The following is a 15,022-nucleotide window of genomic DNA, read 5'->3' as shown; positions in this document are numbered from 1 at the left end:
AATTACTTGTATTAAAGCAAGTCATTATTACTTTACATAATTAAATCACCTAAAAGTTATTAAGCTGTAAATTCTCGTGATGTTAAACGTAATTTACACTATGGCAGCTAATATGCTCAGGAAAAAGCTTAGGATTTTTACTCGAAGCCATTGCTACACACTTTTATAATATATAATTGATACCGGCTCTGGTGAGTTTTTCATATTATTGTTAAAGAATAAATTAGAACGCGAACCGATCTGACAAAATCCTTCTGGCATTAGATAATTTGCTGTAGTCTTGACTGCCAAATTGAGAAAGCAGGTATTTCTTACCAACAGAAGAATCGAACTGCTTGATTTTATTCGCAGTCATCATCATTAAATAAAATAGTCCTTACGAATTTTGACTGGCTCAACTATATGTAATTTGCCGAAGGGATACATATTGCCGAAGAAATGATTTTTAACTTTCTATTTACAATTAAAACTGTAATAAGGAGTTGAAAGTCATTCGTCCTAAATACGCCTTTTTCAATTGCTTGTTATTATCAAAATAGGCAGTAAATGGCAACCCAGTTAATCGGTAGGTACTTAAAACGACACTGCCAGTATCTCTTCCTACAATTACATTGTTTAACTTTCTTAATTTAAAATATTCAACAAATGTTTTTATTGATGTCAAGTCAGCATTGGAAAGAACGCACAATTCTTTATCCTTTAACCGCTCAATATTACTAACCATATCTCGCATTTGGGCTCTGCAATAGGGGCAGGTTGGACTGAAATAGAATAAGATAAGGTTTTTATTATCGAAGATTTGATCTGATTTTAAAAAGGATGCGCTATCCAGTAATTGGATGGCAAATGACGGAATTGGCTGCCCTTCCATACCTGTTTTGTAAACTTCTTGCTCATTTTTTTCCCTGCATGCTAGACCGACAATGCATATAATGAGCAAAGAATAGAGTAATCGCTTAAAATTATTTTTTATTGTGCTCATAATTAATTTTGTTATGTGTCTTAATAGCTAAGATGCCCAATGCTATAAATACCCCATTGAATATTAAATGTCCTGGCCAACTTAAAACATCTAAGAGTCCGCCACAGGAACATGGTAACGAAGGATAAAAAAACATCATATATGTAATGTATATAGTAAACAGAAACATTAGAATGGTCGCTGTATACAAGCCTGCTTTTCTTGTTTGATGAAAAAACAGAACAATCGCAATCGTAATTTCTGTTGCTGGTAAAAGCCAAACGGTGATGTTTGCTATTGGAGTCAGTAGCGGCATAAGGGCCATTTGCTCCCTGGTCATAGTGTAATCTGATAGCTTACTGGCTGCAGAATATAGGAACATGCTCATGTAAAGAATGGCGATTGATTCAACAATGATGCTTTTCTTGAGCCGTCGTACAAATGATATATTGGTAAACCTGCTCCGTTGAGGCGAGCTGCTATAAGAAGTCGTTTTCATTATTGTCAGTTTTTCGATGTTTTTTATTTTGTTTTCTCCATTCTCCGGGTGCCATGCAGAGTAATCGGCCAAATGCTCTGTAAAAAGTACTTCGTTCATTAAAACCTGCATCATAGGCTATTTTCAAAACGCTCATACCTGGATTTTGTCGCATCAATTCACAAGCATATTGCACTCTTAATTGTTCCTGGTATTCACGTATAGATTGCCCAAAAAAATGAACAAAGCCATGGCGAAGTTCATGGTCGTTGACACAGAAAGTTCGTACGAGGTTATGATAGGGTAGCTTTTCTTTAAAGTCTTTTTCAATTTTTACCTTTATTGCATGGAAGAGTTTAACGTCATCCATGGTAAAATGATTTTCGCTCATGACAAGGTGAATTAATGGTTTTAATGAGTCGATTGAACCAGAAAAGCAGGATGCGTGCGAATGGCCACCCGTAAATCAAGCTCCTTATACAATATCTGCTAGGCCCGATACAGTGAGTTTCTTATATGTTTTGTACAAGCCTAGGTCCAGTTAGGCATCCTGCATAACCGCACCCTTTTTCTGGTTTTACATCGTAGCTTATAAATAAGAAAATTGAGCGTAAAATTGTTAGTGTCGGAGTTTGGTTCCTGACAAAGTGTGAATGATTATAGTTGGCAAACTTTGGAAACTTTGTTGATCGAATTCTGATTCACGAACGTCATATTGATCCATCATATGTGTCATAAAGCCAAGGTTTATAAATTTTTAAATGTAACCGAAATAAAGCTGGCGAAGTGGTAGCGTCCACCTCCGTTTCCGGAACAACTTTAGACATAAAGCATTCATTGACCCTCGTTTCAGGCAGTAAAATTGTTTCACCAGCTTATATTTTGGTTTATAGAAAAGCCCTAGCCAGTTGGGCAGTAGTATCAGTATTTATTCTTTTCAAGGTAAACAGTTAAATTGCCGTATGTGCTGTGGCTAAAAAGCCACAGCGTACCGGCGGAAACCTTATTGAGAACGTTTAGTACCGCTTACCGGTACAATAAGTTACTGTATAAATAATCGGAAAATATTATAATGCCTTGAACCTGGACCTTGAGTGTTGCGCTTTTCGTCATTCATTCATCTGTATGCAAGTTACTATAACGTATTATCGATTTTTGTCCCTTTGTTGTTGATAATTGTACCATTGTTGTAGGAAAAAGGGACACACATTACAACAAGCCCTGATTACACAACGCCTGCCATTCCGTTGGTGTCATTTTGAACTCCTTTTTAAACGCTGCTGTATATGCGCTTTGGGATTTGTAAAAGCACTGACCTGCTACCTGCTTTTTGGTGAACCCCGCATCCAGGAGTTTCTTGGAGGCTTCCAACCGCTTGCGCACCTGGTATTCTTTGATGCCGGCGCCGAACACGGCTTTAAACGCCTTCTCCACCGCTTTTCGTTTAGGGCCGCTTACCTGTTCCAGTAAATCGGAAGCTCTTTTGTACCGTAGTGGATCGGTATCGAGGTGCTGTTTAATAAGCTTGATGGCATCCAGCACATACTTGGAGTAAGGTCTTACTGCTAGCATTGGACAAAGGTTTAACTTACAAATGAGTTAAATAATAAGTAAGGGTACGCAGTGAGGTTTGGATTGCTAGTGAGGTTTATCTATATATGTGAGGGTTTGTGAGTGCTAATTGATGGCTCGTAGTTCGTTTACCTTTTGTTGCAGTTCCGTCAGCACTTTTTCTCCCGCTCCTTTCAACACCCGGATCTCGTCCCAGTTCACCGCTTTGTGCAGCAGCTGGCCAATGGTAACTATATTATTGTTCAGTAACACATTGGTGGCCCGGGCGCTCAGTTTTAACTGTTGAATGCTTATCTTGTATTGTTTCTTGTCTACCTCCATGGCCTGGATGTGGTCTGCCAGCCAGCCCAGCAGGAGCTTACACTTATCTACATCGAAATACTGTATGCTCCGTTGAATTTGTATGATATCGGGGGTGTAACGGTCCATTGGTATCGGTTATAAAGTTAACCCACGCTATTTTATCATTTTCCACTATTATTTTACATTTTCCCGCTCTTTTATATCATGGTTGTCCATCTTTTAACCAGTCGGTAGGGGATAAGTTGAAGTATCGTTTGAATGCCGTGCAATAGGCGCTTTGACTCTTGTAATAACTTTTAGCGGCTACCCGTTTTATCGGCATGCCCTCCCGTAACAATTGTTTAGTTTGCTGTAAGCGTACCAGTACCAGGTATTCTTTTATCCGGTACCCGGTTATAGGTTTGAATGCTTTTTCTATCATGCTGCGACTGTCACCGGGATGTGCATTCCATAGGTCCTGCACGTTCTTATGAAGAAGCGGGTTCTTCTCCATGTACCGTTGCAGGCCAATCACTGCGCCGCGCGCATATGCACTGTATGTATTGGTCGAAGTCATGACTACTGATAATCAGGCCACACAAATGGTTGGGTCTGTGTGCTATTTAACTGCAAGTTAAAATGGCCGGTTTTACATTTTCTGGAATACAGTTCATGTTTTTTACTTTTATTTTTAAAAGTTTTTTCATTTTGGATAAAGGTGGTTCGTTAGCGTTGTGTACACCTTCATAGTTTGCACAAAAGATGTTAAAATCACGGCATATTATCCGTTGTTTACATACAAAAAACCGGTTTTCACCCACATTGGGCCCGCCGGTAACCGGGTAGGGGGTAGGTTTGTGGTCCCTAATCTCAACCCCGTATACTATGATGCCCAACACTGTCACCATCCGTTCTTTTGTATTCATCTTCCTGTTTTGTATAAGCGTACAGCCGGTCCTGGCTCAAAGTGTAGCCATCAATACAGATGGTTCCGTAGCCAGTTCTTCCGCCATCCTGGATGTAAAAAGCACCTCCAAAGGCCTGTTGATCCCCCGCCTCACCACCGTACAACGTACCGCCATTGCCGGGCCGGCCACCGGTTTGCTGGTGTTCGATACCGATACCAACCTGTTCTGGTACTACGACGGCGGTGCCTGGAAAAAACTGGAGGCAGCCGGTAACAACTGGTCCATAACCGGGAACAACGGCACCTCGGCCGCCACCCATTTTATGGGTACCGCCGATGCGGTGGACCTGGTCCTTAAAACTAACAACACCGAAAGGATGCGTTGGCTTTATGCCGCTTCGGCAAAGAATAATATTGCCACCATCGCTACCGGCGACCTTACGGTGAACGGCATCACTTTTGGCCGCGGCCCGGGGAATGTGAGCAGCAATACGGCTGCCGGTTCTCAAACGCTTAATGCCAATACCACCGGCGCGTTCAATACAGCCACCGGCGCGCAGGCTTTATTTTATAATACTACCGGCACTTATAACACCGCTTCGGGGTACCAGGCCATGGCCAGTAACACCACCGGGAGTAACAATACGGCCATGGGGCATTTTTCCCTGTATTTGAATACTACCGGGAATAGAAATACGGCTGTCGGAAGAAGCGCCCTGTTTAATTCCACTGCCGGTACCGGTAATACGGCAATGGGTATCTATTCCCTGTTCGGTAATGCTACGGGAAATAACAATACGGCGATGGGTGACGGTTCCATGAACGGCAATTCGGCCGGCAACAGTAATGCCGCTGTGGGCCAGCAGTCTTTGTTTTCCAATACCACCGGCTCATTTAATGCAGCTACCGGCGTATCGGCCCTGTTCAGCAACCTTACCGGCAGTTATAATACCGGTATAGGCAGCGAGGCCCTGGGTCAAAATGTGGATGGCAACTATAATACCGCCGTGGGCTACAATGCCGATGTAGCTGTTGGCAACCTCACCAACGCCACCGCCATCGGCAGCGGCGCCATCGTAAACGCCAGCGATAAAGTGGTGATCGGCAACAGCAGTGTTACCGTTATCGGCGGCCAGGTAGGCTGGAGCACCCTCAGTGATGGCCGGTTCAAGACCAATATAAAGGAAGATGTACCGGGCCTCGATTTCATTTTACAGCTGCGCCCGGTGAATTATAATTTTTTGGCCCGCAAATATGCCGATCACCTGCAACAGCGCCTGCCCGACAGTGTAAAACATAACCAGGCCAGCCAGCCGCTTTCCTATACCGCCGCTGAACAGGCGCTGCATACCGGCTTTATTGCCCAGGAAGTGGAACAGGTAGTGAAGAAGAATGGCTATCGTTTTAACGGGGTACATACCCCCACCAGTGACACCGATAATTACAGCATTACCTACGATGAGTTTGTAGTGCCCCTGGTGAAAGCTATGCAGCAAATGAATACTAAAGTAGAGCAACTGTCGAAAGAAAATGACCTGCTCAAAAAACAACTGCTGGAAATAACCCAACGCCTGGATAGCAATAGACAATAGACAATGGACAAAAGGCATAAAGGCATAAAGGCAACGAGAAAAAGGCAGAAGGCAAAAGGCAATAAACAATTGCCAATAGACAAAATGACAATACCCTATGTATCGATATATAATTTTTTTATTGCTGGGCGGGTGGGTGCCTATGGCTACCCAATGCCAGCTCACTAACACCAGTGCGCAGGTAGTGGTGTCGGGTGGTTATGTGGTGGTAGATAACCTGAACCTGGTGAACAATGGTTCCTTCACGCAAAGTGCCGGTACGGTAAAGTTTACCGGCAGCAGCAACACCATTATTGGTGGAACCGGTATTCCGCAGCTGAATGCGCTGGAGCTGGATAAACCGGCCGCCCGGCTGCAATTGCAAACCGGCCTCCACATCGATAACCAGGTGCTGTTCACCAATGGCATCATTGACCTGAATAATAACAACATCGTCCTGGGGCCTGCGGCTCACCTGGTTGGTGAGAACGAGAATAGCCGCATTACCGGGCCTGCCGGCGGCTATGTGGAAATAACCAACCTCCTGAATGCACCGGCAGGCTTTAACCCGGGTAACCTGGGCGTGGTGATCACGTCACCGGCTAATATGGGGGCTACCGTTATTCGCCGGGGGCATGTGTCGCAGTCCAACGGCGCCAATATGCCCAATTCCATCTGGCGGTATTACGACATCATCCCCGCCAACAACAGTGCCTTGCAGGCCACCGTAGGCCTCCATTATTTTGATGCGGAATTGAACGGACTGGCAGAACCAATGCTCACCGTTTGGAAAAGCCCCGATAACACCACCTGGACCGAACTGGGCTATAACACCCGCGACGGCGCCACCAATTTTGTTGATGAAACCAACATTGCCGTCATGGCGCGGTTCACGCTTACTTCTGAATTATATGTACTACCATTAATGATCAATGACCTTCATACCAAATGCCTGAACAACCAGGTTGTAATAACCTGGCAAAACCGGGGCGACATTACTACCGGGCAGTTTATTATCGACCGCAGCCTCGATGGGGCCAACTGGCAGCCTGTTGCCACGCTCCCGGTTACCGGCAGCCTTACCTATGCGTATACCGACGCCCAGTCGTTTACCGGCGCCTGGTACCGCATTGTACAGGTAGCTGATAACGGCCATCAGCATATTTCTGCCGCCGTACAAAGCCACTGTGGCATCACCGAAGTGGCCCGGGTATTTCCGAACCCCGCTTACGGCAATGCCTGGTTACAACTACAGGTAGCAAATAAAACCAAAGTGGTGATGCACCTCTACGACCACAAAGGCGCCCTCGTAAAACTCCAAACCGCCGGCGCCGCCGCCGGACTGAATCAGTTTGATCTGCAGATGAGCGGGCTACCGCAGGGGATCTATTCGTTGGTGGTGCATTGGGATGGAGTGGTGAAGACGATTAAGGTGGTTAAATTGTGAGTTGTCAGTTGTGAGTTGTGAGTGAGTTCCCGATTGTCCGGAAGTCTGAATAATAGGGAACTCACTTACCCATTGTTCGGGTGTCTGGATAATAGCGAGCCCACTCACAACTGACAACTCACAACTGACTTGCCCCGTTTATAAAATTTAATCCCCCAGCTACCGAATAAGCGTCTAAATAACCTATATTCACTATCCAACCAAAAAAACGATGCTATGCCCGGGGATTCTCTCAATGTAAACAGCAAAGCTGTTATCCAGAATACATATGATGCTATTGTAATAGGTTCCGGTATCAGCGGGGGCTGGGCCGCCAAGGAACTCACCGAAAAAGGCCTGAAAGTACTGATGCTCGAACGGGGCCGGAATGTGGAACACATTAAAGATTATAAAACTGCCAACGGGAACCCCTGGGACCTGCCGCACCGGGGCACCGAAACCGATAAACAACGGAATGACTTCCCCGTGGCCAGCCGCGACTGGGCCGGCGGCACCATTGCCTACGAACAGCTCATGAATTACTGGACAAACGAAAAGGATTGTCCGTACGTGGAAAAGAAACCCTTTACCTGGTGGCGCGCCTACCAGGTGGGCGGCCGCTCCCTGCTCTGGGGCCGCCAAAGCTATCGCTGGAGCGATTTTGACTTTGAAGCCAATGCCAAAGACGGCCATGGGGTTGACTGGCCCATCCGTTACCGCGACCTGGCCCCCTGGTACGACCACGTAGAACGCTTTGCCGGCATCAGCGGCAGTAAAGAAGGCCTGCCCCAATTGCCCGATGGCCAGTTCCTGCCTCCCATGGACCTGAACTGTGTGGAGAAAGACGTGAGCGACCGCATCAAAGCACATTATAAGAATCAACGTCATTTATTTATAGGCCGCGTGGCCAATTTAACGGCGCCCCTTCCCGGCCGCACCCAATGCCAGTTCCGCAACCGTTGCTGGGAAGGCTGCCCCTTTGGCGGCTACTTCAGCACCCAGTCCAGCACCCTGCCGGCTGCGGTGAAAACGGGTAACCTCACCGTACGACCCTGGAGCATAGTTACCAAACTCATTTACGACAAGGACGCCAAACGGGCCAAAGGGGTAGAAGTGCTGGATGCCGAAACCAACAAAACCTATGAGTTCTATGCCAAAATTGTATTTGTAAATGCCTCGTCCCTCAACAGTACCTGGGTACTGCTGAACTCCGCTACCGATGTATGGCCGGGCGGCCTGGGCAGCAGCAGCGGCGAACTGGGCCATAACCTGATGGACCATCACTATATGCTGGGCGCCAAAGGACTGGTAGAAGGCTATGACGATAAATATTACTATGGCCGCCGCGCCAACGGGTTTTATATTCCGCGCTTCGCCAACCTGTTTGGCGATAAACGCAATTTCCTGCGGGGCTATGGCTACCAGGGCAGCGCCAGCCGCGATAACTGGCAGCGCGATGTGGCCGAACTGGGCGTGGGCGCCGAACTGAAACAAGCCCTTACAGAACCCGGTCCCTGGCACATTGGCGCCACCGGTTTTGGCGAGATCCTGCCTTACCACGATAACAAGATCTCCCTGGATGCTACCGTAAAAGATAAATGGGGCCTGCCCGTACTGGCCATGGACGCCGAACTGAAAGACAATGAATGGGCCATGCGCAAAGACATCATCCAGGAACTGGTGGCCATGTTTGAAGCCGCCGGCGTAAAAAACATCACCACCTGGGACAGCAAGGGCTACGCCATTGGCCAGGGCATTCACGAAATGGGCACCGCCCGCATGGGCCGCGATCCCAAAACCTCCGTGCTCAATGCGCATAACCAGGTATGGGACGCCCCCAACGTATTTATCACCGATGGAGCCTGTATGACGTCATCGGCTTGCCAGAATCCGTCGTTAACGTACATGGCTCTTACTGCAAGAGCTGCTGACTACGCTGTAAGTGAGCTGAAGAAAATGAACTTGTAAAGTCAGTAGTCAGTAGTGAGTAGTGAGTGGGTTCCCGGCTGTTCAGAAGTCTGAATAATTGCGAGTTCACGAATAATCAGATGTCTAAATAATCGAGAGCTAACTCACTACTCACTACTGACTACTCACTTGCCTTTGTTCCTAAACTCCGTCGGTGTAACCCCAACCTCCTTTTTAAACAACGTGGTAAAATGCGTCACATGACTATACCCTATATGATACGTAATATCCGTAATAGGCATAGTGGTGGTTAATAAAAGCTGTTTCGCTTTTTCGAGCCGCAGTTGTTGAATATAGGTATGAATACTATTGCCATATAATTCCCTGAACCCTTCCTTTAATTTGGCTTCGTTGATACCCGCCTGGCGGGCGAGTTGTGGAATGGTAATGTGCTTGTCGAAGTTTTCGTCAAGAATCGTTTTGGCCTGCCGGATATATTGCATATCCTGTTTACTCAAGGACATAAAATAAGGTTTAAAATGCCACCCGTTTGTCTGATCCCGGGTTGCATACGGAGATTAACAAACGAAAATAGTGAAAATCTGTTTATGTATGTAAATAGCAGCCCCTTCATTTATTTATAAGAGGCGGGTAACGTAACCGGGACGGACAACCTTTTTTAACCGGTTTTGGAAGTATTGGAAAGGGGAGGGTAATATAACAGGGATACATATATAATTTACGATAGTTTGGGCATTGTTCGTTGGTACAGGGCTAAAAACCGCGTAAAATTTTCGCGGAGGTACAGGTAAACCTGTATGTGTGGATCCTGAGCGGAGCCGAAGGAGCCTGCGTCAAAGGACTGAGCGTAGTCGAAGTCCTTCCTTTTAAGTTTGGGCTCCCTGAGCCCGGATTGGTTAGCCAGATTTATGTAGAACGTATCTTTCTCATGCAGCTGCCAAACCACCCGCTTTACCTGCTGATGGGAGAAGAAGTATTCCAGGCTGCTGAACAGCGCATAAGAAGGCCAGTAACGGGTGTGGATAGCCGTATGTGACAATATCAACCGCATGGCATGATCGCCCGGTTGAAACAAATGCGCGCCGCCTTCCAGCGCATCGCATTGTTTATCGCCATCACAAAGCTCTACCAAAAAAGCAGGCTGTTCATTGATAAGTCCCACAAACGGTTGGGCAAAATCGCATTGCAGCATAATGGCCAGGGTTTCGCGGAGATATTTGTCGGGCAAATGTGTGATGGACATATGGCGCCGCCTGTAGGCACGCTGCAGCCATTTGCTTATAAGGGGCCAGTCGCCGGGTAACGATAATGGCCGCAGGCCAATGTTGATCTTTCCCTGTAGAAAATGTTGTTCAAATAACAGGTCGTATTTGTTATCAGGTGATAAGGATGTGTATAATGGCATAGTATTGTTCATGAACAATCGCTCTGTTTACTGTAAATGGATCTTGCCTTGTAAATAGCTGGTTCAGTAAAGGGAATAAGAATCCCGGCCAACCTGATAAGGCGCTTAACCGGAATGGGAAGTAGTTGCTGGATAAACCGCCATTGCCTTGCGGTGCTCGTGGCAATATAAATAATCGGGCTTTCTTTTGATTATGAAATCGGGAGAAAATATTTGCTAACGATAAATTCATAAATGCATATTCGATATTGCAAACCATATTGCTGGTATTTTTAATATCTTTCAGGGGTTATGTTACAACAACGAACCGCATTCATCCATCCTGCCGGTATATTCTTGCTGTGTATTACCGGACTAACGGCCTGTAAACAAAATCATGAAAGCAATACCGCCGGCTTTGCCGGCACGCCGCTGGAATACCCCGTAAGCGATGTAAAGCTGGTGGAAGCATCGGGCATTGCCGATAGTAAGGCCAACCCCGGGTACTTATGGGTAGAGCAGGATAGTGGCAACCCGCCCGACCTGACGCTGTTGCAACATAACGGTACGGTGTTGAAGTCGGTACACCTGGCGAATGCCGTGAACCGCGATTGGGAAGACATGGTGCTGGCCCCGGGTCCCGATCCCCATAAACAATACCTGTACATTGCCGAAACCGGCGATAACCTGATCCGGTACGACGATTACGCCATCTATCGCCTGGAAGAACCGGCCGCCGCCACCGATACGGTACAACAGGTTGATAAGATCGCCTTTTTTTACCCCGATGGCAGCCACAATGCCGAAGCCATCCTGGTTGATCCCGATACCAAAGACATCTACATCATTACCAAAACCGATCTGCATTCAAAACTGTTCAAACTGAAGTATCCGTACAGCACGGTTGAAATGAACAGTGTGGAAGAAGTGGGGGCGTTGCCGTATAATTATGCCACCAGTGCCGCCTTATCGCCCAATGGCCGGGAACTGGTGGTGAAAACCTATGAGGCCATTTATATGTACCCCCGCACTGCCGGCGAAACCATCGTTCAAACCCTCAGTAAGCCCTATACCACTTTACCCTACCAGCAGGAACCCCAGGGCGAAGCCATCGTATTCGACAACAACGACAGCGGTTACTACACCCTCAGCGAAAAAGGCTTAGCTTCATCGGTTAATCTCTATTTCTATAAGCGGACAAAATAAAAAGGCAACGAGAAAAAAGGCAGAAAGGCATAGAGGCAAAAAGGCCTCCCGTTGTAACGAGAGGCCTTTCTATATAATGTATTAAACTCGGAACTTGGAACTCTGAACTCGGAACTTGGAACTCGGAACTCTGAACTAAAAACTAATCATATTTCCGTCCCTTACTATAAAGCACCTCTCTATAAGATAATGCCAGCGTAAACGAAACATAGTTCTCTTTAACCAAATTGTTGATCATCGTACCCCTGTTCCCCACCTCAGCAGCTAAGTGAAATGCCAGACCGCGGCTCATATAACCACCATAACCTATCGTGGCGCCTGCTTCTTTGATCTGCTGGCCTTTTACCTGCAGGTAACTCTGACCGGCGAATACGCCTGCCTGGAAATAACTTTTTTCAGCTACCAGTCCATAGCGTTGCACCTGGTTGCTGAACTGGAAACCGGCTGAATAACGCTGGCGGTCAACCATGGTCCAGGTAGTACCGCCCTGGTTCAAGCCATTCCAGTTGCTGCGGCTATAATCTACCGTATAGGTAACGTGGCCTTTGTTTACCAGGGCCAAACCACCATCAAACTGCCAGGGCAGGGTGAATTTATCGGTACCCAGGTCTTTATTATTTTCAACTACGGAATTGCCTTCCTGTACGGTCAATGTCTTATTATTGGTGAGGTCGTCTTTGGTAGTCACCTTGCCGCCCACCGAAAACCGCCAGTTCTTGTTGATCTTGTTGCCATAGATGGCGCCGCCTTCAAACCGGAACCCGCTGTAGTAATTGGTGATCTGCGAAATGATGGGCGTGGAGAGGGTAGCGCCCTGGAGGGTTTCTATTTGGTTGATAGAACCGAAAATAAAATTGGAACGTAAACCCAATGCCAGGTGATGGCCCAGGGCAAAGGCATTGTTCCAAAAGATATTGTGTAACCCGCCATTACCATCATAAATACCGGTATAGGTAGTGCTGCTGCCTTCGATGCTTTTTTGCGCCGTGAACGAGTAGTTCACATACGTGTAAGGCTTGAAGCCGATGCTGCTGGCCCAGTGGTTGTTTATTTTGGCTGAAATGGAAATGCGTTTGATAACGAGGTCTTTGGAAGAATTGTTGCTGCTGGTGATGGCGTCGCCTTTGAAGGTAACGGTTTTGCCTACCAGCGCCAGGTCAACCTGGGCCAGGCTTCTTTCCAGGCCAATGAGCGAAGCGGGGTTTTTATTAAGCAGGAAGCCCGGAGTGCTCATAAGGGCGGCAGAAGTATTGGCCATGCCGCTGCTGCGATCGGGGTCTGTTTCCTGGATTTCGCCAATGCCGTATACAGAATAAGGAGAGCTTAAGTTCTGTGCACGCACGGCGCCCAAAATCGCCACAAAAAGTCCGGTCAGTATAAATATTTTTCTCATTATATAGCGATTAGTCGATTGTCAGAATGTTTAAGATCAGTTGGGTTTCGTAAAGGGTATTCTGTCTGCTGCCGATCACACCCCGGTTGATCTCCTTGGCTACCGGCGCCAGGTCCTGGATAATAAAGAGACCGTTTTCCTGCGAGCCTGGGGTATTCAATAATGAGTTGATATAGCTGGTAATATTGAAGGTGTAATTGGTGCTGGCGCCGTAGATGAAATCGATGGACGGGGCCCGCAACTGAATGCCCTGACCGGTAGTATCGAGCAATGCACTGCCCGTGTTGTTGGTAGCATCGGTGGTTACGGGATATAATGTTTTAGGCAAACTGTTGCCGAAATACGTGTAGGTGCCTTTTACCGGTTTCAATATCAGCCTGGCATCCATCAATCGCACCACATCATCTACTTTAAGTATGTCGCGCAGCGAAGGGAACCTGGCTTTCAGGTATACCCCGGTTCCGCCCTGGGTAATGGCAAACGGGTTGGCAACGGTTGGATAAAAATCATGCTGGCCTTTTGTCACAGGCTCCAGCATGGTGCCGGTACGGTCGGTGATAATGCGGTTATACTGGTTACCGGTACGGGTGATGATGAAATCAAGGAATTTATCGGTTTTGGCCGGAAGGGTCTGGTGAAAATGCATCCGCAGGCGAACGCTGCTATCGGCCAGGTTAAAGCCATAAACGGCGGCGCCGGTATTGTTGGCGGGTTGAATGTAAATGCCTTTGAAGAAATCCAGGAAATTGGTTTCGCTGGCGAACCGGGTATCCTTGTTCCGGATCATGTCGTACCAGGCCTGTCCGATGGCTTTGGGAAATACGATGCGCACGGTATCGCGGGGCGTGGGCCTGATCACCTGTGAAAAGGTAGCCAGCGCCGGATCGGGCTTCAGCGATACATTTGTTGTGTTGAATGTATAGGTAAGGGTTGAATATTGAGGCTGATCGGCCAGTTCATTCACCTGGATGGCGAAGGGTTTGGTGGTATCGCCGTAGTAATAACCGCTGGGGCGCATATACAACACCAGGGAGTCGAATACGGCGCTTTTAGGCATCAGGGTAGCCACATCTTCGCTGATGGTGGGCAGCCCGGGCTGAATAACAGTGCCGGCAACCGTTTTACCTGTATAAGTATCGAAAAAATTGCCTATCAGGGCGAAGTTGTTGTTGTTGGTGGTAAACGAATCCAGTACGTAGTCCGATAATAGCACAGAAACCGTATCGATAGTTATAATGCGGGTATGGCTTTCAGCGAGTTCATCACCTACCTGCACATCTTTTTTATAACACGATGACAGCAGGCTGGTAAACAGAAAGCAGTAAGTCAGAATGAAAGGTACCCTTTTGTGTATACGCATATTATGGTTAGTGAGTGAATTTTTAAGCTGAAATCAAGGTTTTAAGGTTCAGGCAATAGGCTCATTCCCAACCTGGGTTGGGTTTTCCGGGGTGTAAAGTAATGGAATATAAGGGTTACACCCCCTGTATTTGGCAATATTTGTTTTCATTTTAACACCTCTTTGTGTTCATTTACTGCTCCGATGCTATAGCTTGCCTCGCCCGCGGTAGCCTTGGCAGATCCGGCGGTCAATGCAATTTATCAGGCAGCGGTCACGAAATTTTGTTATTATATATTATTGGCAGGGAATAATCGGCGAAGCGATTATTTTTGCCGCCGGAAACTAAATTTCATTTGTGCGACCAATTTTGTGCAAATTTGCAAATTTATAATAAGCACCGGAAAGTTCCCGATAAAAGGAATAATTATCGGGTCTGGCGTTGCAAATGTGAGCATAGGAAAATGAAGCGGGTGTTGAAAAATGTTAATACTTGGTTAATCTTATGGTTTACAGCTCTTAACATGTTGGTTGTTTATGTAAGCTTGCAGCTTTTTACCAGGAAATGTTGTTT

General features: G+C 46.8%; 14 protein-coding genes. 4 read left to right on the top strand and 10 right to left on the bottom strand.

Going from position 1 to position 15,022, the window contains the following annotated elements:
• Nucleotides 1-463: 463 nt before the first annotated feature.
• The 6 genes from NIAKO_RS23360 to NIAKO_RS23335 form a co-directional block, all read right to left on the bottom strand.
• The gene (locus NIAKO_RS23360; RefSeq protein WP_014220921.1) at nucleotides 464-982 is read right to left on the bottom strand and encodes a peroxiredoxin family protein; all 519 of its coding nucleotides are present in this window, start codon (nucleotides 980-982) and stop codon (nucleotides 464-466) included.
• Nucleotides 963-1,460: a MauE/DoxX family redox-associated membrane protein gene (locus NIAKO_RS23355; RefSeq protein ID WP_014220920.1), complete on the bottom strand. Its 498-nt coding sequence runs from the start codon at nucleotides 1,458-1,460 to the stop codon at nucleotides 963-965. Before NIAKO_RS23355 ends, NIAKO_RS23360 begins: the two co-directional genes overlap by 20 nt.
• Nucleotides 1,441-1,830, bottom strand: coding sequence for a helix-turn-helix domain-containing protein (locus NIAKO_RS23350; RefSeq protein WP_014220919.1), 390 nt, complete (start codon nucleotides 1,828-1,830; stop codon nucleotides 1,441-1,443). The genes NIAKO_RS23355 and NIAKO_RS23350 overlap by 20 nt, the downstream gene beginning before the upstream one ends.
• Nucleotides 1,831-2,648: 818 nt before the next feature.
• Nucleotides 2,649-3,011, bottom strand: coding sequence for a helix-turn-helix domain-containing protein (locus NIAKO_RS23345; RefSeq protein WP_014220918.1), 363 nt, complete (start codon nucleotides 3,009-3,011; stop codon nucleotides 2,649-2,651).
• A gap of 105 nt (nucleotides 3,012-3,116) precedes the next feature.
• On the bottom strand, nucleotides 3,117-3,440 hold the full coding sequence (locus NIAKO_RS23340) for a DNA-directed RNA polymerase subunit alpha C-terminal domain-containing protein (protein ID WP_041347192.1): 324 nt from the start codon (nucleotides 3,438-3,440) through the stop codon (nucleotides 3,117-3,119).
• Nucleotides 3,441-3,516: 76 nt separating this feature from the next.
• Nucleotides 3,517-3,870, bottom strand: coding sequence for a helix-turn-helix domain-containing protein (locus NIAKO_RS23335; protein ID WP_014220917.1), 354 nt, complete (start codon nucleotides 3,868-3,870; stop codon nucleotides 3,517-3,519).
• 308 nt (nucleotides 3,871-4,178) lie between these two features.
• On the opposite strand from NIAKO_RS23335, the gene NIAKO_RS23330 reads away from it, so the two are divergent.
• The 3 genes from NIAKO_RS23330 (at nucleotide 4,179) to NIAKO_RS23320 (ending at nucleotide 9,165) form a co-directional block, all read left to right on the top strand.
• Nucleotides 4,179-5,792: a tail fiber domain-containing protein gene (locus NIAKO_RS23330; protein WP_014220916.1), complete on the top strand. Its 1,614-nt coding sequence runs from the start codon at nucleotides 4,179-4,181 to the stop codon at nucleotides 5,790-5,792.
• Between the two features lie 97 nt (nucleotides 5,793-5,889).
• Nucleotides 5,890-7,218 (top strand): T9SS type A sorting domain-containing protein, encoded by a 1,329-nt coding sequence (locus tag NIAKO_RS23325; RefSeq protein ID WP_014220915.1) that lies wholly within the window; start codon nucleotides 5,890-5,892, stop codon nucleotides 7,216-7,218.
• A 216-nt stretch (nucleotides 7,219-7,434) separates the two neighbouring features.
• Nucleotides 7,435-9,165: a GMC oxidoreductase gene (locus NIAKO_RS23320; RefSeq protein ID WP_014220914.1), complete on the top strand. Its 1,731-nt coding sequence runs from the start codon at nucleotides 7,435-7,437 to the stop codon at nucleotides 9,163-9,165.
• A gap of 125 nt (nucleotides 9,166-9,290) precedes the next feature.
• On the opposite strand, the gene NIAKO_RS23315 is transcribed toward NIAKO_RS23320, so the two are convergent.
• Both NIAKO_RS23315 and NIAKO_RS23310 read right to left on the bottom strand, forming a co-directional pair.
• Nucleotides 9,291-9,629, bottom strand: coding sequence for a helix-turn-helix transcriptional regulator (locus NIAKO_RS23315; protein ID WP_041347190.1), 339 nt, complete (start codon nucleotides 9,627-9,629; stop codon nucleotides 9,291-9,293).
• A 215-nt stretch (nucleotides 9,630-9,844) separates the two neighbouring features.
• Entirely contained in the window at nucleotides 9,845-10,543 is a 699-nt protein-coding gene (locus NIAKO_RS23310; protein ID WP_014220913.1) for a GNAT family N-acetyltransferase, read from the bottom strand.
• 279 nt (nucleotides 10,544-10,822) lie between these two features.
• Here NIAKO_RS23310 and NIAKO_RS23305 point away from each other — a divergent pair, with 279 nt between their 5' ends.
• Nucleotides 10,823-11,716 carry a hypothetical protein gene (locus NIAKO_RS23305; protein WP_014220911.1) on the top strand — a complete coding sequence of 298 codons (894 nt, stop codon included), beginning with the start codon at nucleotides 10,823-10,825 and terminating at the stop codon, nucleotides 11,714-11,716.
• Between the two features lie 142 nt (nucleotides 11,717-11,858).
• On the opposite strand, the gene bamG is transcribed toward NIAKO_RS23305, so the two are convergent.
• Entirely contained in the window at nucleotides 11,859-13,109 is a 1,251-nt protein-coding gene (gene bamG / locus NIAKO_RS23300) for a BamG family beta-barrel-assembly machinery protein (RefSeq protein ID WP_014220910.1), read from the bottom strand.
• A 10-nt stretch (nucleotides 13,110-13,119) separates the two neighbouring features.
• Complete coding sequence (locus tag NIAKO_RS23295) at nucleotides 13,120-14,469, bottom strand: DUF4270 family protein (protein ID WP_014220909.1); 1,350 nt, start codon at nucleotides 14,467-14,469, stop codon at nucleotides 13,120-13,122.
• Nucleotides 14,470-15,022 lie beyond the last annotated feature (553 nt).

Source organism: Niastella koreensis GR20-10 (genome assembly GCF_000246855.1).
Taxonomy (GTDB): Bacteria; Bacteroidota; Bacteroidia; order Chitinophagales; family Chitinophagaceae; genus Niastella; species Niastella koreensis.
Note: the sequence above shows the minus strand (reverse complement) of the source record. Positions and strands in the feature narration are given on the sequence as shown.